At 46.1% G+C, this 18,255-nt stretch carries 12 protein-coding genes; 2 read left to right on the plus strand and 10 right to left on the minus strand.

The window, feature by feature from the left end; genetic code table 11:
- Positions 1 to 29 precede the first annotated feature (29 nt).
- The 5 genes from FHS57_RS10445 to FHS57_RS10465 all read right to left on the minus strand — a co-directional run bounded on the left by FHS57_RS10445 (position 30) and on the right by FHS57_RS10465 (position 6,119).
- Positions 30 to 476, minus strand: a complete 447-nt coding sequence (locus FHS57_RS10445) for a cold-shock protein (protein WP_183973276.1) — start codon at positions 474 to 476, stop codon at positions 30 to 32.
- A gap of 264 nt (positions 477 to 740) precedes the next feature.
- The gene (locus FHS57_RS10450) at positions 741 to 2,138 is read right to left on the minus strand and encodes a purple acid phosphatase family protein (RefSeq protein ID WP_183973278.1); all 1,398 of its coding nucleotides are present in this window, start codon (positions 2,136 to 2,138) and stop codon (positions 741 to 743) included.
- 16 nt (positions 2,139 to 2,154) lie between these two features.
- Positions 2,155 to 3,135, minus strand: a complete 981-nt coding sequence (locus FHS57_RS10455; protein WP_183973280.1) for a Gfo/Idh/MocA family protein — start codon at positions 3,133 to 3,135, stop codon at positions 2,155 to 2,157.
- 33 nt (positions 3,136 to 3,168) lie between these two features.
- Entirely contained in the window at positions 3,169 to 5,289 is a 2,121-nt protein-coding gene (locus FHS57_RS10460; RefSeq protein WP_183973282.1) for a hypothetical protein, read from the minus strand.
- Positions 5,290 to 5,306: 17 nt separating this feature from the next.
- Positions 5,307 to 6,119, minus strand: a complete 813-nt coding sequence (locus tag FHS57_RS10465) for an HpcH/HpaI aldolase family protein (protein ID WP_183973284.1) — start codon at positions 6,117 to 6,119, stop codon at positions 5,307 to 5,309.
- Between the two features lie 222 nt (positions 6,120 to 6,341).
- On the opposite strand from FHS57_RS10465, the gene FHS57_RS10470 reads away from it, so the two are divergent.
- Both FHS57_RS10470 and FHS57_RS10475 read left to right on the plus strand, forming a co-directional pair.
- Positions 6,342 to 7,313: a glycosyltransferase family 2 protein gene (locus FHS57_RS10470; protein ID WP_183974115.1), complete on the plus strand. Its 972-nt coding sequence runs from the start codon at positions 6,342 to 6,344 to the stop codon at positions 7,311 to 7,313.
- A gap of 632 nt (positions 7,314 to 7,945) precedes the next feature.
- Positions 7,946 to 8,947 (plus strand): OmpA family protein, encoded by a 1,002-nt coding sequence (locus FHS57_RS10475; RefSeq protein ID WP_183973286.1) that lies wholly within the window; start codon positions 7,946 to 7,948, stop codon positions 8,945 to 8,947.
- A gap of 70 nt (positions 8,948 to 9,017) precedes the next feature.
- On the opposite strand, the gene FHS57_RS10480 is transcribed toward FHS57_RS10475, so the two are convergent.
- The 5 genes from FHS57_RS10480 to FHS57_RS10500 form a co-directional block, all read right to left on the minus strand.
- The gene (locus FHS57_RS10480) at positions 9,018 to 11,570 is read right to left on the minus strand and encodes a M1 family metallopeptidase (RefSeq protein ID WP_183973288.1); all 2,553 of its coding nucleotides are present in this window, start codon (positions 11,568 to 11,570) and stop codon (positions 9,018 to 9,020) included.
- 272 nt (positions 11,571 to 11,842) lie between these two features.
- Positions 11,843 to 12,835, minus strand: coding sequence for an aspartate-semialdehyde dehydrogenase (locus FHS57_RS10485; RefSeq protein WP_028525416.1), 993 nt, complete (start codon positions 12,833 to 12,835; stop codon positions 11,843 to 11,845).
- Between the two features lie 255 nt (positions 12,836 to 13,090).
- On the minus strand, positions 13,091 to 16,024 hold the full coding sequence (locus FHS57_RS10490) for a carboxypeptidase-like regulatory domain-containing protein (RefSeq protein WP_183973290.1): 2,934 nt from the start codon (positions 16,022 to 16,024) through the stop codon (positions 13,091 to 13,093).
- Positions 16,025 to 16,119: 95 nt separating this feature from the next.
- Positions 16,120 to 16,731, minus strand: coding sequence for a 5-formyltetrahydrofolate cyclo-ligase (locus FHS57_RS10495; RefSeq protein ID WP_183973292.1), 612 nt, complete (start codon positions 16,729 to 16,731; stop codon positions 16,120 to 16,122).
- 6 nt (positions 16,732 to 16,737) lie between these two features.
- Positions 16,738 to 18,207 carry a peptide MFS transporter gene (locus FHS57_RS10500; protein ID WP_183973294.1) on the minus strand — a complete coding sequence of 490 codons (1,470 nt, stop codon included), beginning with the start codon at positions 18,205 to 18,207 and terminating at the stop codon, positions 16,738 to 16,740.
- Positions 18,208 to 18,255: the final 48 nt, after the last annotated feature.

Here is an 18,255-nt window from a genome sequence, read left to right on the forward strand (position 1 = left end):
AACTTTCGGGAAGGAGAGTCAGTATGAAATTACCCTATTTTCTTGACTTCAACTGCCACGGGGCCTTTGGGTCGCATTTTTATTTGGAATGAAACTTTGTCTTTCTCTTTAACAGGCTCCTTCAATTCGTTGATATGCACAAAAATACTTTCGTTGGTCTTCGCATCTTTAATAAAACCGTACCCTTTTTGCTCGTTGAAAAAATGAACACTACCAATGCGCTCCGAAGCCTCTTCCTCGGCGTTTTGAATCTCGGGCGAATACTCGCGGGGTTTTTCAGGTTGTTTTTTTACAAGTGAAGGTGGCACACTCGATAAGTTGCCATTTTCATCCACATAGGCCATCATGTCTTCTAGTCCTTTTCCTTTGCTAGACGACGCCAACCGTTCTTCTTTTCGTTCTTCTTTTCCTTTACGTTTCTTTATTTTTTTTTGTTCGCGCTCTTTCTTGGTAAATGTTGTTTTTGATCCGCTCATTTGGTACTTGGTTTAATGATGGTATTTCTTTGAATTAAATTGTGTAGCAGAGATACCAAAGAATTAAAGAATGCGGTTTGACGGCGTAGATTAATTGCCTTGTGTGATTGTACAACTAAAGGGAAGCGAACAAAAACAGGAAGTATTGGTATGCTGATAAACTTTCTAACAACAAACATACCATTATAATTTCACTATCTCTTCCCAAAAGTTTCAAAACTTTTAGGAAGAGGTAATTTCGCCCTTCAGATGGCGTATATTGGTTTATTTTTTCTTGTCTTTACGCGCTTTGTATTCCTTAAATCGGTTTTCGTACTCCTTGATTTGCTCGGGGGTAAAGCGGTTGAGGTAGGTCTCTGGCAAAGCGAGGAGTTCGGGCGCTAATTTAGGAGCGGTGTCGATTAACTTATTGCGACCACCCGCATTTTTGGTTAAGTCAAAAACATCGTAAAGCTCTCCCGCCACCGTATAGGCTTTGTACGAAAGCTTGTTGCCATCGACCGAAATGATTTGGTACAACTGCGTGTTAGAACCTGCTCTGTCCATCCAGTCTTGCAAGCCAATCGTGTACATTTTAGGCCCGCTCACCGACACTACATAGATAGGGCCATCGGGGTATTTACGGCTTTGCCCCAAAGGCATGTTAAGCCCACGCCCGTAGGTGTGGTCATGGCCTTGTAAAACCAAATCGACGTTGTATTTTTTGTAAATAGGTTCCATTTTTAAACGCCATTCATCGTTGTTACGCCCGTTGGCAGTCGAATAAATTGGGTGGTGGTGCGTTACAATTGTCCAACGATTGGGGTTTTTCTCCAATACGCTTACCAACCATTTGGCTTGTTCTTCCAATACGTTGGCATCAAGTAAGGCGGCTTGGGAGTTTAAAGAAACAAAACGTACGCCTTGATAATCAAAGTAATAGGCGGTTTCTTTGAGACTTGCTGGGCCATTTTCTGGTAAAACAAACGACGGCCGCCAATGGATAGATAATGACGATTTGCCAGCGGGGTCGCGGAAATATTCGTGATTGCCTGGGCTGGCTAGGGTTGGTACCATGCCGTTGATCCAGCCGCCAGCCTCAAACCACTCGCCCCATTGCCAATCGGCGTTGGAAGTTGTGATGAGGTCGCCCGCGTGAATCATTAAGCTCACGGAAGGCATGGCTGAATACGCCCCCCGAATGGTACGCGACCAGAGCGAACGAATGTCGTTTTGGGCATCTCCAAAATACAAAAATGAGAATGGAACGGCTTGGTCGTTGGCGGTTTTGAAATGAAACCACTCGCTCCAATATTCGCCCGCCCCCACACGGTAGCTGTATTTAGTGTTGGGTTTGAGGTTGGTAAAATGAACTGTATGATAAAGCACACGCTTGCCATCCACGACTACAGTTTCGGTAGTGGCAGGTACCAAGGTGGCTTTTTTGACAAAATCGGGCGACGCATCGGCTTCGTGAATGGCGCCAATGGCCGCAACAATGGTGGAATCCGTTCGCCAGTTGATCGACTGCGACGTGGCGGCGTTGTTTTCCTGCCAACCCATAATAACGCGGTCGGGATAAGGGGTGGGTGTGTAAGGTTTGTGCGTTTGTGCCGCGCTCGTTAGGGCTAAAAAACTGCCTACTAGGAGGCCAAAAACGCCTGATTTTTGGATAACTTTCATAGTAAAGGTCACTGACTTATGATTGTACAATTTGATCCATGAGGAGGTTGGCGCGGGCGCCAGTTTCACCCGTGCTTGGGCAGGTGCCTTCACCTCTGAGTTGCTGAACAATTGTTTCAATGAGAGGTTGTTGAACGTGTTCAGGGTACGGTATTTCAAAGGTTTCGGTACCTTCGGCGGTTTCAACGCGAATAGTAAAGCGCTCGAAAAATGAAAAAGTGATTTTTCCTTTTGAACCAATAAACTCTGATTCGTCGAGGCGTTGTTCGGGGTTGAGCGTGTAGCACCAGCTGCCCGTTCCCAATACGCCCGACTCAAATTCAAAGGAGGCAACTACAATGTCGTCGGCTTGGTACAAGCCTGCTTGGTTTCTGCTAATGCCTTTGCCCGACGCAATAGGGCCAAAAATATATTCTAACAAGTCGAACTGGTGCGATGCCAAATCGTGGAAATGCCCTCCACCCGAAATCGCGGGGTCAACGCGCCAACGCGGTTGGGCTCCGTCCCCAATTTCCTCGGAGTAGGGGTTGTAATGAATTTGAACTTTTACCAAACGTATATCGCCAATCGCTTTTTGGTCCACCAATTCTTTGAGTTTGAGAAAATATGGCAACTGACGACGATAGTAGGCCACAAACAACGGCACACCCGTTTCGCGACTGATTTGGTTCATTTGTTCGCATTCGTCGGCACTGAGCGCCATCGGTTTTTCTACATACACGGCCTTGCCCGCTTTCATGGCCTTAGCGGCATATTCAAGGTGAACGTTGGGCGGGGTAGCAATGTAGATGGCATTGACGTCGGGGTCGTTGATAAGTTCATCGACATCGTTGTACCATTTGGGTACACCGTGACGTTGGGCATAATCGGCGGCTTTTTGGGCATCGCGACCCATGACAGCGACGAGCGATGAATGGGGCACTTTGCTAAAAGCAGGCCCACTTTTCTTTTCGGTTACGTTGCCACAACCAATCATTCCCCAGTTGATATGTTCCATAAAAGCGAAAGTTTTCAATGAATACGTTGTTGTTTATTTGTGCTTGGCGTTTTTAAGATTGGGCTTGGAGCGCCATGTAGCTTCAGGCCCGAAACGGGTAAAGTACGTCTTTTTATCTAATTTTTCGTACGGTGGATACGCATAAATAAAGCGATTGGTTGACAAAAAAAAGACACTGACAACGGCAACGGTACTCAGTGCGCGTATCCAGGCTTTTTTATACAAACCGCTAAAAGATTGTTGTTGAAAATGGCTAAAGGTTTCACTACTATCAAAAATAGGCTCGTGCTCGCGTGGTAAGGTCAGTAACAGGAATGAAACCAGCATGGCATTGACGGTAATGACCCATTCGGTGAGCAAACGCGATGGATGCCAGCCAACGAGCGCGCGTTCAAAGTTGCCAATAATCATAACCCAAAGCAAGACCAGCAAAAGTAATTGTCCTTTGCCCAACCACGTTTTGGGGAATAAAGCAAGGGGCTCTTTGAAATGGCGTTTGAGGAGGAAGGCAAACAAGGCTACCAGCAGCAACCACGTCAGTCGAAACCAACCTTCGGGCGTAAAATGGAGAAAATCAATGTAAGGGAGGCGGCCCAAATAGGGGACATCCCAAAGCGCAGGGACGGTTTCGGTACTTCCGTCGGAAAGTGTGATAGCCTGAGTCCAAACTTCTTGGTTGAGTCGTTCGCCCCATTCACTAACATTTTTAAATAGGTTGACGTACGTAATTCCGAGTAATACAAAAAGCGTCATTCCGCCCAATGCCCATTTTTCAGCCGACGTTTTTTGCGGTGAAGGGGCTGATAAAGGCAGACGTGCCGCTAAGATGGCAAACAAAGCCGCGATGGCAATGCCATTGACGAAACCATAGCTTTGTTCCAAGAAACTATGCCAGTTTTGTTGTTGCCAATTGCTCCAAAGCGCCAGTTGTTGAGTTTCGGTAGCAGGTAAAATTCGGGGACTTCCAAAGGCCATCAAGAGTTGTTTTATCCACTGAATGCCCGAAAAACCCAGCCCACCTATCGTGCCGCAAACAATGGATGCAAACGCTACTGATTGGTAACCATTACGTCGCATCCAGAGAATCATTCCTACAAATACGCCCGTAATCCCTGCCCAGTCGTCGCTGCGCGGAGGTGTCATGCGCAAACCGCCAATGGACGTAAAAAAAAGGCTTCCTAGCACGGGGAAAATCAGAAACGAAACCAGCCACCCGCCTGCCATATATACAATGAGTGAAGAGCCATCGCGGAATTTGCCGAAACGATTAAAATAAAAGGTAATGCCTACCACGGCTCCGATGAACCAACCGACGTGCTGGGGGTAATCGCCAAACCATTGAGGCCAGTTGTTCAGGAAGTTATGGGCGTCAAAGGCCACTTTTTTCGTTTCGGGGTCGATGTAGGTAGGGTCTCCCAGCGTATAGGTAAGCGCAGCGGCAAGCGATGGTAATACCCCCGTTTTTTGTAAAACCCATTGCCCTACTAAACCCACGAGCGCACCGCCTAGCAAGCAGAGCGGCAACCAAAAGCTCTTTTTGAAACGTTGTTCCCACGTATCGTACAAACCCGCCGCGAGTAGTGCAAAAAAGGCAGGTAGGTAGTCGGCATCAAACCAGTAAAGCGGGCTTTTGTGCCGTGACCAAGTATGGTCAAATGCAATGCCCGACTGTAGCCAGTTGGCAACAGGATCTTCGATGAGGTCTAAGACGAGCCAAGTCGCAAATAACCACCAAATGGGTTTTGTCAGGCGAATAAGGGTCGATTTGTCGGCAGCAGCGGCTAGTGCCGTTCCTGCACCTCCCAAGGCGGCCCACAAAAAACCAATGTAGAACAAGGTGACATAACCGTAGAGTTGAGAAGGGGCGTGGCCGCTTTCGGTGGATGAAATGACTTGCATGTACGAAATGGAACCTCCAAATCCCCAACCAATTGCTCCAAAAAAAGCAAAATAGAGTACTTTTTCGCGCCAGTCGGGGCGACCAGAAAGCAAACAACCCGTGATGGCCGCCAAACATCCTGCAAAAGCAGCGCCATATTCATGTCCGAAGTTTCCGCGGATACCCCAACCAATGCCCAACGAAAGTCCTACCGTTACAAACGTTGACAGTCGCCGACTAGGGGTTGGGGTTGATGTAAAAAGTGACGTTAACATGCCGATGGGAGGTTACGTCAGATGACTAAATTGGGGGAATCATCGGATTGAACGGTGTCTCCAACGGCTTGTTTAATCACCGAAAGGTCATGACGGAGGCGTTGGGTAAAGAGGGCAATGTCAAAACTATGCACCACAATATTGGCCCCTTCGTTGATCCATTTGATTTGGCGCTCGGGTTCCAGCGAAAAATGAATGCCAATCGCGAGTCCATGGGCGCGGGTTTTATGAATGATGGTGCGAACGGCTTCCTCAAAAACGGGATGGTCGTACTGCTCGGGTAAGCCCAGACTCACCGACAAATCGTGCGGGCCAATGAACACGGCATCTAAGCCTTTGACCGACAATAAATCGTCGAGGCGTTCGAGGGCAGGCACACTTTCGATGTTGGCAATACAAATGTTGGCGGCGTTGTGGTTGGCAATATACTGCGCGAGTTCGGCAGGCATTTCTGCGCCTTCGTGGAGGTATTGGTGCAGCACTTCGCCTTTCAGTGGGCGGTACTTTACGCCACCTACCAGCTCGCGAATTTGGGTGACGGATTCTAAATATGGTGCAACCACTCCCAACGCGCCGCCGTCAATCACTTGGCAAGCCAAAAATGGGTCGGGGCTAGGAATACGAACGATGGGCGTTATGTCCAAAGCGCGGAAAATTTGGCACATTTTGGCCAATTCGCCACGGTCTAGCGGAATGTGTTCGGTATCAATAAATACAAAATCAAGCCCTACTTTTTTGAGCGCCGCAGGCCACATAGGTGAGGTGGACGTAAAGCAAGTGCCATAGACATTTTGGCCGTTTTGTAGTTTTTGGAGTAAGCTAAGGGTCATGGTTGGAATCTGAAAAGGAAGTGTTTCTTAATAACAACGGTAGAAGTAATACGTTTGGGGCAAAGGATGAGGCTATTTATATGAGAATCTATTTTGGCACGTTTATTGGGAAAAGGTAATTTATTCACCAAAGGTGAGCAACATCAATAACTGTAAAAGACAATGGAAGCACCGAAAGAATTTGTAGCTTTGCTTCGAGATACACAAATGATTTTGGACAGTATGCCTGACGAAGCCCTCGATATATCGGTGGTTATACCACTTTTCAACGAAGAAGAATCTCTACCTGAACTTACTGCGTGGATAAAACGCGTGATGGATGAGCACCAATTTAGCTACGAAGTGTTGCTTATCGACGACGGAAGTTCCGACGATTCTTGGTCAATCATTCAAAAATTGGCGGTCGATAATCCGAGTATCAAAGGAATTCGTTTCAACCGCAACTATGGCAAAACGCCTGCTTTGCAAACGGGTTTTCAGGTGGTAAAAGGCAAAGTGGTCATTACGATGGACGCCGACCTCCAAGATAGTCCCGACGAAATTCCAGAGCTATACCGAATGATTACCGAAGACGGGTACGATTTGGTGTCGGGCTGGAAACAAAAACGGTATGATCCGCTTAGTAAGACGCTTCCTACGAAGTTGTTTAATGCCGTAACGCGCAGTATTTCAGGGGTATATCTTCACGATTTTAACTGCGGATTGAAAGCCTATAAACAGCGAGTGGTAAAAAATATCACACTTTATGGCGAAATGCACCGCTACATTCCTGTGGTGGCTAAGTGGAATGGTTTCCGTAAAATCGGGGAAAAAGTGGTGCAACACCGCGCTCGTAAATACGGAAGCACGAAGTTTGGTTTAGAGCGTTTTGTCAATGGCTTTTTGGACTTACTTTCGATTACGTTTGTTCACCGCTTTAGCAAAGCGCCGATGCACTTCTTTGGCCTGTGGGGAACGCTCTCGTTTCTGATTGGTTTTTTGATTACGACGGGGTTGATTATCAAGAAATTGTACTTGATTTATACCCACGAACCTTATCGAAATGTGACCGAAAATCCGCTGTTTTACTTGGCGTTGGTTGCCATAGTCATCGGATTTCAACTTTTTCTAGCAGGGTTTTTAGGCGAAATGATGGTGAAGCAACATACCGTCAAACAACCCGATTATCTGGTTTCGGAACAGATTGGAGTTTAGCGTGTGGTTGGTTACTTATAGCCAACCTGAGGTTGCTCCCCGCAGAACTTACCAAGTTTTTGAAAAACCTTGAGCGTCAGATTTAAGAATCTGACGTCACTTGTCGTGTGGTTGGTTACTTATAACCAACCTGAGGTTGCTTACAACCGAATTTACCAAGGTTTTGAAAAACCTTGAGCGTCAGATTTGAGAATCTTACGTCACTTGCCGTGAAGTTGGTTACTTATAACCAACCTGAGGTTGCTCACAACCTAATTTGCCAAGTTTTTGAGAAACCTTGAGCGTCAGATTTGAGAATCTGACGGCACTTGTTGTGTGGTTGGTTACTTATAACCAACCTGAGGTTGCTCCCCGCATAGTTTACCAAGGTTTTGAGAAACCTTGAGCGTCAGATTTGAGAATCTGACGTCACTTGTCGTGTGGTTGGTTCCTTATAACCAACCTGAGGTTGCTCACAACCGAATTTACCAAGGTTTTGAGAAACCTTGAGCGTCAGATTTGAGAATCTGACGGCACCAAAAAAAGCGCAGAACGAGTTTCTGCGCTTTTTTTGAAAAATAAAAACGACCTATGTAGTTGAAATTTAAAATTATATAGCTTTCTTGCATATAAATAAATCCTTAAATCCCAAAATGATGATTTCTTATTTGCTAAGTTTGGTTTGTGGCCTTTACGGTGGCGGAGCCACTCAGGAAGTTGCCCAAGTAGAAAATCACTCAGTACGAATTGTCGGCAGTTTTCGCGACAATACCACTAAAGATTTTCTCAAAAAAAGCACGATTCGCGCGGTGTTCAAGTCGGGAAAACAACTGACGTACGAAACCAATGCCAATGGGGTGTATGAAATTGTAGTGCCCGATTCGACCCAATTTCTAACCTTTGATTCGGAAGGGTACCGTACCCATACGATTCCTGTCACGTTTATTGGGAAAATTTCGAGCAAAGCGACTTTTTCCATTCAGCCTGAAATGGTGCTAACAAAAGACTCGCTCCAAGTTTCGGAGAGTCCTTCTCAATTATTGTATGTGTCTTTTCTTTTTCCCGATGGAATGGATGTCAATCATTTAATTACGAGAAATAACTCCAAGGCTTTTACCAGTTTTGACTATCGTAAAACGTATAATAAAGGCAAACATTTGTCATGGCATGCCACCGAGTTATCTAAAGGTATATACGAATATAAATCGACGACGCCTGAAGGAAAAAAGCTGTATTACAAGCAATTTGAGGTAAAAGAAGGGTATAATTTTATGGAAGTTACGCCCCAGCCAGAAGAATCACTTTCACCGCCAGCGGTGGCATTAACCGACCAAGTGTTGTACTTTTCACAGAGTACGTATGAGTTGAGTGAAGAGGTGAAAACGAATTTGGATGCGATAAGTAAAGCCTTGGTTGCTCAACCACAGACCAAATTACAAATCACGGGTCATACCGATAACGTGGGAGAGTCTGATAAAAACCTCATTTTGTCGGAATACCGCGCCAAAGTAGTAGCGAGTTATTTGGAACAAAAGGGCGTTTCAGCAAGTCAATTGGTGGTAGAATGGAAGGGAGCAGCTGCGCCTGCAGTGTCAAATGACGCAGAAGATAACAAAATAAAAAATCGCCGAGTGGAGCTGAAGGTAATTCCGTGATAGGTTTAAATTGAAAGGTGTGATGCAGAGACGCAACCAATTATGCCTTGCGTCTCTGCGTTAAAATCCTTTAAAACTCTCCAAACTGACCGTACATATCCTTCAATTTGGGGTCACGTTCGGTGTTGCGGATGTCTTTTCGCATGGCTTTTACCCCTTCAATGTCAGTCAAAAGTCCCAGTACTTGATATGCCCCAAACCGCACAAAATAAGCAGGGTCATTGCGGGCCATAGTTTCGAGCATTGGCAACGCTTTTCGTTGTACCGAACCATCAGATTTGATGAGGTATTTGCCAAACACTTGCAAAAAATTATACATTTCTGCCGACTTCAAACGCTTCATTTTCACCATAAACCAGTCGTACTGCTCGGGTTTTGCCAAGCCTGCGTAGTAATTGGCTACGGCCGTCACGATTTCGCTATTGGGGGCGTTTTCAAAGCGTTTGGCTACGTCAACTGCGTCGTCGGGCTTTCCGATAAGGTAGGCATCGAGTGCCGCCGATACCACCTGATACGAGCTGTCGTTGAGGGCTTCGCGGAAGAGCGGATCGTTGGAGTTATCCCCAAACGAGCCTAACGTAATGATGGCCTCAGTACGCACCCGTGCATGGGCATCCACGCGAGCTTTGCTTTGCACAAGTCGTTCTACTTCATTAAACTGCAAACCATCGTATTCGGAGAAGTTAGAAACGGCTAATTGTCTGATTTTCCAAAACTTATCGCTCATGGCTTGCATCATGAGTTGGCGCACGGTAGAGTCGGCGAGTTGGTTTTCTAAGCCCGTAATGGCCTCATAGCGAGCTAGGTATTTATCACAATGTTGGTACTGAAAGATTAATTCAGGCTTTGATTTCTCGTAATTAATCTCGCCCAGTAGTTGCCGCTCGGCGTCAAAATCCACCAAATCAGGGCGTTGTTTTACTGGAATTTCAAACGTCTGTTTTGCTTTGTTGACGACAATATCATGGGTTTCTTTTTGCCCATTTACCCAGACATCCACCTTGAGGGGTAAACGGTGAATCGGCGTATAGAGCGAGTCCTGCAACTGAGAGACTTTGAGCGTTACTTTGTTGGCGTCGTACGATTTTTCTACTTTCAACGTAGGATGGCCTGGTGACAAGAACCACTGATTGAAAAACCAGTTCAAATCTTCGCCCGTTACTTCTTCAAAGGATTCCCGTAAATCGTTCACTTCGGCGGTTCCGAACCCGTAGCGAATGAGGTAATTGCGCGTGGCGGCAAAAAAAGCTTCGTCGCCAATGTATTTGCGAAGCATGTGCAAGACAAGCCCTCCTTTGGCATACGAATGGTTGTCGAACATGTCTTCCATGTCGGTGTAATTGTACCGAATGAGGGGTTCTTGTTTTTGTTCAGATTCGCCCAAATACTGCTGCAAAGAGCCTTGTGCCCAAAAATCAGCTTGTTCGGCGCCGAGTTTGTGTTCGTTCCAGAGGTATTCAGAATAATTGGCAAACGCCTCGTTGAGCGGTAAATGTACCCACGATTCACACGTGACCAAATTTCCAAACCAATGGTGCATGAGTTCGTGCGCGATGACATCGTCGGAGTTTCCATCCAGCAAAGCGCGGGTATCGGTTTGGACATTTTCGGCATGAACGGTCATGGACGTGTTTTCCATCGCACCTGCCACAAAGTCGCGAACGGCAATTTGGGCGTATTTATCCCACTGAAATTCTACCCCAAATTTGCTTTCAAAGAAATCAATCATTTCTCGCGTACGTCCAAAAATGGCTTTGGCGTGCGGGGCATATTCGGGTTCTACGTAGTAACTTAGCTCAAGGCCATTGCGAATGGTATCGTGCGCCACGGCAAAATCGCCCACCACAAAGGCCGCCAAGTAAGGAGCGTGAGGCAGTTTCTGCACCCAGCGGTCGGTGCGGGTACTGTCGGGGTTGAGGCGAGATTCGACGAGTTTTCCGTTGGAAAGCGTCTTAAAGCGTTTCTCAACCGTCAGACGAATGTCTTGGGTCATTTTTTCATTCGGGCTGTCCACCGTAGGCATCCAGCACGAATTGTACTCGGTCTCGCCCTGCGTCCAAATCTGCTGTGGTTTTCCTTCGTCTAGCCCGTCGGCATTGATGAAATAGAGCCCTTTGTCGCCCTTTGTGCCCACAATTCCCGCAGGCAGTTCGTTGGGTTTTGCTACGTAGTCGATAAGTACGTGAAGGGTATCAAAACGCGAGTACTTACGGCGCAATTTGATGTTTAAAAGGCGCTTGTCGTAGGTATATTCGAGCGGGTCGTTGATGTATTCGTAGATGTATTTTTTTTGGAGGGAATCGTATTTTTTGAGGGTATCTAGTTGGAAAATACCCTTAATGTCGAAGCCTTTCGCGTCTAATTCGAGGGTATTTTGGGGGTAAAAATAGGGCTTAAACGTAATGACGGCGCTCCCCAGCGCGTGCTGCCGTAGCCAATCGAAACGAAGGTCGAGTTGGGTGTGTAGAATGTCGTTTTTAAGGGTGCGGGTTGGGCGAATTGGCCCTTTTTTTGCTACCCAAGCAGGCGCTTTGCGAAGCGTGTCAGCAGGGGTACTTGTCTTCGAAAATGAGCAAAATGCTATAAAACAACTAAATAAAAGTAATGCGATTCGTTTTACCATTAGTTCAATCCTTTGTCTTTAGGACGTTGAAAGTCAGAAAGGTAATTTGTGAAAATGAGAAAAAAGCAGTGAGTTATCACAGATTCAATAATAACGCAAAGTTCGGAAAGGTATTGGAAACAACGTAACAATTCACAAAAAAAGCGCCAATCGATGTCACTCGACGGGCGCTTTTGCTAGTCAGACGATAGTCAGACCAAGGTTTTTGCTGGTCAGACAGTAGTCAGTCTAGGGGTGTCGCGGTCTGACTATCGTCTGACCGCTGTCCAAGCTTATACTAATTCGTTTTTCACCAAATACTCTGCAATCTGAACGGCGTTGGTGGCGGCTCCTTTGCGAAGGTTGTCGGCCACAATCCAGAGATTGAGGGTTTTAGGTTGTGATTCGTCGCGGCGAATACGTCCTACAAACGTCTCATCTTTGCCGTGTGCTGTCAAAGGCATTGGATAAACTTTATTTTGCGGGTCGTCTTGGATTACCACGCCTTCGGCTTGGCCCAAGATTTCGTAAATATCTTTTAGGTCAAACTCATTTTCAAACTCAATGTTTACGGCTTCCGAGTGACCACCAATCGTCGGGATACGCACCGTCGTAGCAGTAACGGCGATGTTATCATCCATCATGATTTTCTTGGTTTCGTTGGTCATTTTCATTTCCTCTTTGGTATAGCCGTTGTCCAAGAAAACATCGATGTGAGGCAATACGTTAAGGTCGATAGGGTGAGGATACACCTTTGGAGCGTCTTGATTACCAGCTCTTTCGGCAAACAATTGGTCAACGGCTGCTTTACCCGTTCCTGTTACTGATTGGTAGGTCGAAACTACCACGCGTTTGATGCCATAGCGCTTGTGCAATGGATTCAAAACCACCACCATTTGGATGGTTGAGCAGTTGGGATTAGCAATGATTTTATCTTCTTTGGTCAACGTAAAAGCGTTGATTTCGGGTACTACCAATTTCTTGGTTGGATCCATACGCCAAGCCGATGAGTTGTCAACGACTGTGATACCTGCCTCCGCAAATTTAGGAGCAAGCGACAAAGAAGTTCCACCACCCGCCGAAAAAATAGCGATAGCTGGCTTTGCTGCAATTGCATCTTCAAAGCTAACAATGGTGTACTGTTTACCCTTGAACGTGACCTGTTTACCTACTGATCTTTCTGATGCTACTGGAATCAACTCAGTGATTGGGAAGTTACGCTCTTCGAGTACTTTGAGGATTTCGCTGCCTACCAAACCGGTAGCGCCTACTACTGCGATTTTCATTGGTTTGCTCTTGTTTGAGTTATTAAAAATTAACGGATGTACATAAAAAAAACGTCACCGCGAAGGTTAAGAATCTGGACAAACACGCTGGCATGATAGGGTCAATATCCCATCAGGCTCCGCGTGTCTATTTAGATTTCTTTGTGTTCACAGTGACGATTAAAAATGTGGGTGCAAAATAAGGTCTTTCTCAGAAGTAAGTCAAGAAAATAATGGATTTTTTGTAAAAAAGTTAAAACTTGGCAAACTTTTTTGTCATTTTATTAATCCATTGGCTTTGAAACGTTTCAAATTTTGTTCTGTCCAAAACCGACTGTTGGGTTTTAGAATGACGTTTAGCATTCCTTCGGTAGTGGGCTCGTTGGATGCCTGGAAATGCCTGATGATATCGATGGCTTCAATTTCTTGCCCAGAAAGCGCTTGCAACGATTCCCAAGAGGTAGGCAGCCCGTCGATGCTCAAAAAAGCTTTTCGAGTTGACACTTTTTCTCCTTTTTCTATCCAATAGACCCCATCGGTTTTGGGCTTGATTTGGCCATGAAATTCACCCAACAAGCGTAAAAGGGGAAAGGCATGGTCTGATTTGTCGATAACCAAGGTACTATCGGCCTTGAGGTAGGGGCGTCGGAAGTCTTTTGAAACGTTAGGCGCTTGTGTTGTGGTAGGTACCGCATGACGTTGCCGCGAAACTTGGGCTAAACTATCTCTTTTCGACGAACTGAGGTGCTGGACAGGATGCCAAAACCATTGGGGAACAATTGGCGTCCATCTGGTATCAAGTGCAATGGATGCGTTTTTGATTTTGTCACTTTGCGCTTGAATGGTAATGTTTGTTTCTCCAAAAAACAACATGGGAGTCGAGGCAAAATTTCCTTCGGCGTCAGTTGAGGCTTGAAAATGCAGAGCGGTGGAATCTGATTGTACAAGGCCAATCACAGGGCTGTTAGCCACGGGACGTCCGTTGGGTTGTTTTATTATTCCTCGTAATGTCAGCCCAGATTCGTACTCAAGCACCGTTGCATCCGACGAACTGTAGGGACGAACTTCGTGCGTGAGTAAGAGGGCGTCTAATGTTCGGGCAAGGTTGGTGGTTGTGGCGAAATAACACGCACTTAATTCACTTTCAAAAAGCTGAGAATGAAAGGAAGCATCGTCGTCTTCGTCGGACGAATGATAAAAAGCGCGATTGGCAATCGGATTATTGAGAGCGTCGAGCAGGGTTACTTGCATAACGCCTGTTCCTTCCAAATCTTCTTTGGCAATGCGGGCGGTAGTTAGATTCCCTTTGGGAGTAGCGATGGCCTCATAGACAATTTGCCCGCGTAAGTGAATCAGCAGGCGCATCGGTTTCCATTCTTGGGCTGAAAGGTTGTTGTAAATTTTAATGATGACCGTCGCCGTATCGCGCAGTACATCAACGTTGACGACGTAGCCTTTGGGCCGAATAGCAGGGAGACTGACTTCGTTTCCATTGCTTAATTTCGCTCGAAGGGGCTGGGTAGAGGGAGGCATGATAAAGAAGTTTCCATACCCCTGCCCGTTGGTTTTAACTGTCATCAGGGTATCGTTGGTGGCATTGAGTACCCAACCATCAACCGCCACAGGAGCACCCGATTTGGTAAAACTACGAACCCCAACTCGATTGGGTAGTTCTGCAATCAAATGCCCGCTTTCAGGAAAAAATGCCACGCTGATTGAATCGTTTTGTGCAGATGAAACAGACGCATCGATGACCTGAAAAGAGGTTCGTCCCCAAAAACGCTCATCAAAATGCCTTGCCCAGTTGTTGTACGCAATCAGCTGGTACGTACCTCCCTGCAATGAATCAGGAACCACCCAATGTCCCGAAAGTCGCCCGTTTTCTATCCATAAAGGTTGTTGCCAAACTACGTTGTTTTCGTTGCGAATGGCAAGATACACAATGGTTTGGGGGATAAATTGGTGGGAAGTAGCATCAATAACTTCTACTTGATAGCGAAGCGTGTCGCCCAGTGCAAAGTGCGATTGCGAGAGTTGCAGAAGAAACTTCTCTTGTTTTTGAAAATGAGGAATCAATCCAGCTTGTTCGAGCAGCGTTGACGAAAGGCTGTCGTTGGGCTGGTAGTCGTTGGGAAGCAAATCCGCGATGCGTTTTTTACTCATGCTCCCTCCCGTCTCAAATTGGTACGAATTTTCAGGAATACCATCGTACGAAAAGGCAAAAGCTGCCCCTTTGATGGTCAGCCAAGTGACTTCACGGTTGAGGTCGAAATACCAACTTTGTGGGTCGCGGCGATGGAGATAATGGATTTCGTACTTACGATTGGGCAAAATCACGCGTTGCAAAGCCACATCGGTATAAGCCAACGTATCGGGATTAATTTCAAGGAGGCGGTTGTTCCTAAAATACCGATTTCGGGAAATTCGTTGCGTCGTGGTGTCCGTATCCAGATATACTCGAAAGCCTTCCGACTGACTTTTTTTGTGGGCTACGGCCCTTAAAAAATGGTAAATAGAGCCTCGATACGCGTCATTTCGGGCCAATTCCCACTCTTTTTGCTGGGCGTCATTTTTGGCCGTCATTTCCCGATATAACAACTTGCCGCTAAATTCGTAGGTTGTCGTAGTGGCATTAAACTGTTCTAATTGGTATTCAATATCATAGCCAAGCGATTTGTTGTGTATCTCAAAAGGGCGGGACGAAGTCGCATGAAGCACCTGTTTTTTTCGACTCAGGTCAATGAAATACGGGTCTTTGATTTCGCAGTTTCGGGCGTTTTTGGTACGCCCCAAAAACTCACGTTGAAAATCTTTGTACAGCCGTTTCCATTGTTTGTCGCGTTTGCCAGCCACCTTGACTTCCGCTAAAAAACGGGTGTCAGGCTGGAGTCGAATCGAAAAACGACGGGTTTCGTCGGGACGTAAAACAACTTCTTGTTCAAACGATTTAAACCCCACCATCGACGCCACCACTTTGACGTAGCCCGAAGTCTGGATCCGCAGCGAAAAATTCCCTTTTACATCAGTTTGTGTCCCCTTGGTGGTGTTGCTGATAAAAACGTTGACAAAAGGCAGGGGCTGATTGGTTGCGTCGTCAATGATATTTCCCGTGAGGGTTTGGGCAATATTGGAAAAAGGCAGCCAAAGAAAAACCAACGCCAAAAAAACAAAACGGACTTGGTTTCTCGCACCGTGTGTTTGGTTTCTCAAAACCAAACAGTTATTGCGTCCTTGGTTTCTCAAAATCAAAAAGTTGTTGTGTGTTTGGTTTCTTAAAACCAAACAACTACCGAGTTGCAAGTGATTCAAAGCCTGTCTATTGAAACCGAAGGAGTGGATGAAAATCGCCATACATTGCTAGGAGTGATGCAGTAATCTAAACGAACATCAAAGGCGTCGGCATCGGTGATAGTTGGTATTGGGTCAAAAAAAGACACGCCTACTTTGAGAACATTGGAGCGGCACTTTGCCAAAAAACGATCATAAAACCCTTTTCCATACCCAACCCGATTACCTTGGTGGTCAAAAGCTAAAAGTGGAATAATCACCAAATCTATCTTTGGTACTGGAAAATGGAGGGAAGTTGAAGGATTTGGCTCTAAAATTTCCCACTGATTTGAGAGAAGTTCGATGTCGGGTGTCCACAGATAATGCTCCATTTCACCCGTTTGAGGAAGGCTACGCGGAACGACGATGCTGGTACGGGGAAATTCGTGTTGAAGGGTATCAATAATGGGGAAGGTATCTACCTCGTTTTGGCGACGGATGGGCAAATAACAGTGAATGGCTTGGAAGTCAGCGACAGGAAAAGAAGCAAAAAACAGCCGCGCAATGGCTTGACTTTGCGCGGCTGTTTCGGTAGGAGACAAAGCCATACGTTGTTGTTTAAACACATGGCGTAGCTCTTTTTTTGTCATGATTTATTACTTAATTCCTCCCATCCAATCTTTGAGTGGGCGTTGAAGAATGAAGATTACTCCGCCCACGGCCAAGCAGAACCAAACGATGCTCATAAACATTTGGGGCATTTGCTGAACGTTTTCTTCGTCGAAACCTCCCGCAAACAAACCTGCAAAAAGATTGCCCAAGGCCGCAGCTACAAACCAAATACCCATCAATTGACTCAAGTATTTTTTAGGCGCAAGTTTGGTATAAGCACTTAGTCCAACGGGGCTCAAGCACAGTTCACCAAGGGTATGGAACAAATACGTAAAGGTCAAGAACAAAGCAGAGGCTTTTACGCCAGTAAGGGCTATTTGCGCACCTACAACCATGATGTAATAGCCTAATGCTAGTAAGAATAAACCAATGGCAAATTTTACCAACAAAGGAGGGTTAAGTTGTTTTTTCTCCAAAAATACCCACAAACCACCCAAAACAGGCGCAAAAACGAGGATATAGAAAGGATTGAAGTTTTGGAACCAGCTCGACGGCATCCCAAAAGGAAGTTCCGAATAGCGGTCGGCAAAAATTTGCAGCGACGAACCTTGTTGCTCAAACCCAGCCCAGAACAATACCGCCCCCCAGAAGAGAATAAAGAGAATAACAATACGTTTTCTTTCGGTGGTATCAAGTCCTGACGCAAAAATGAGGTTGAGGAAATAAACGATAACGATGGCTACCGCAATCACACCCATTGAGGTAGCTACGGCTGCCTTGCTGCCCCATTGGAACATCCCATTGAACTGCATGACCAGCATGAAAACTACCAACGCGCCGAGCAATCCCCACGTAATAGGATTGGTTTTTTCGGAAGACTTGTCCGAGGCCAACGCCTTGGGCAACATACCTTTGTCTTGGAGGTAGGTTTGGGCCGTAAAACGATAAACAAGCAAGCCCAAGAACATGGCTACCGCCGCTGCTCCGAAGCCGTAATGCCAGCCTACTTTTTGACCAAGGTAACCTACAATCAAAATGCCCAAAAACGAACCCGTGTTGATACCAATGTAAAAAATGGAAAAGGCCGCATCACGAATGGCACCGCCTTCAGGGTATAACTCACTGACAATAGAACTGATGTTGGGTTTGAGCAAGCCTGTTCCGATAGCTACAAGCCCTAATCCCGTAAAAAATACGGCCTGCGATGCGGGAAACGCAAGTACAATGTGGCCCAGCATAATGGCGATACCGCCGTACCAAATGGCTTTGCGTTGACCCAAAACGTTATCGGCAAGCCAGCCGCCAGGCAACGATAAAAGATAGACAGAGAAGGTATATAATCCGTAAATAGCGCCCCCTTCACCTTCGTTGAGGCCCATTCCCCCTGAGGTTTTGTCGAGCAAAAATAACAGAAGGATGGCGCGCATACCGTAGTAGGAAAAACGCTCCCACATTTCGGTGAAAAACAGTACAAATAAGCCCTTGGGATGGCCAAATAGTGTTTTTTCGGACATAAAAAAGGTCAGTTTAGTTAGGTTTGGTTTGAGTGCTGAAAAAGTGCA

Source organism: Runella defluvii, from assembly GCF_014195535.1.
In the GTDB taxonomy this organism is placed as follows: domain Bacteria; phylum Bacteroidota; class Bacteroidia; order Cytophagales; family Spirosomataceae; genus Runella; species Runella defluvii.

What these genes read in the sequence shown, in the direction of transcription:
- FHS57_RS10485 (WP_028525416.1), bottom strand. Translation starts at nt 12,835, where the DNA reads ATGAAAATCGCAGTAGTAGGCGCTACCGGTTTGGTAGGCAGCGAAATC.
- FHS57_RS10465 (WP_183973284.1), bottom strand. Translation starts at nt 6,119, where the DNA reads ATGACCCTTAGCTTACTCCAAAAACTACAAAACGGCCAAAATGTCTAT.
- FHS57_RS10450 (WP_183973278.1), bottom strand. Translation starts at nt 2,138, where the DNA reads ATGAAAGTTATCCAAAAATCAGGCGTTTTTGGCCTCCTAGTAGGCAGT.
- FHS57_RS10455 (WP_183973280.1), bottom strand. Translation starts at nt 3,135, where the DNA reads ATGGAACATATCAACTGGGGAATGATTGGTTGTGGCAACGTAACCGAA.
- FHS57_RS10460 (WP_183973282.1), bottom strand. Translation starts at nt 5,289, where the DNA reads ATGTTAACGTCACTTTTTACATCAACCCCAACCCCTAGTCGGCGACTG.
- FHS57_RS10480 (WP_183973288.1), bottom strand. Translation starts at nt 11,570, where the DNA reads ATGGTAAAACGAATCGCATTACTTTTATTTAGTTGTTTTATAGCATTT.
- FHS57_RS10500 (WP_183973294.1), bottom strand. Translation starts at nt 18,207, where the DNA reads ATGTCCGAAAAAACACTATTTGGCCATCCCAAGGGCTTATTTGTACTG.
- FHS57_RS10445 (WP_183973276.1), bottom strand. Translation starts at nt 476, where the DNA reads ATGAGCGGATCAAAAACAACATTTACCAAGAAAGAGCGCGAACAAAAA.
- FHS57_RS10470 (WP_183974115.1), top strand. Translation starts at nt 6,342, where the DNA reads ATGCCTGACGAAGCCCTCGATATATCGGTGGTTATACCACTTTTCAAC.
- FHS57_RS10495 (WP_183973292.1), bottom strand. Translation starts at nt 16,731, where the DNA reads ATGACAAAAAAAGAGCTACGCCATGTGTTTAAACAACAACGTATGGCT.
- FHS57_RS10475 (WP_183973286.1), top strand. Translation starts at nt 7,946, where the DNA reads ATGATGATTTCTTATTTGCTAAGTTTGGTTTGTGGCCTTTACGGTGGC.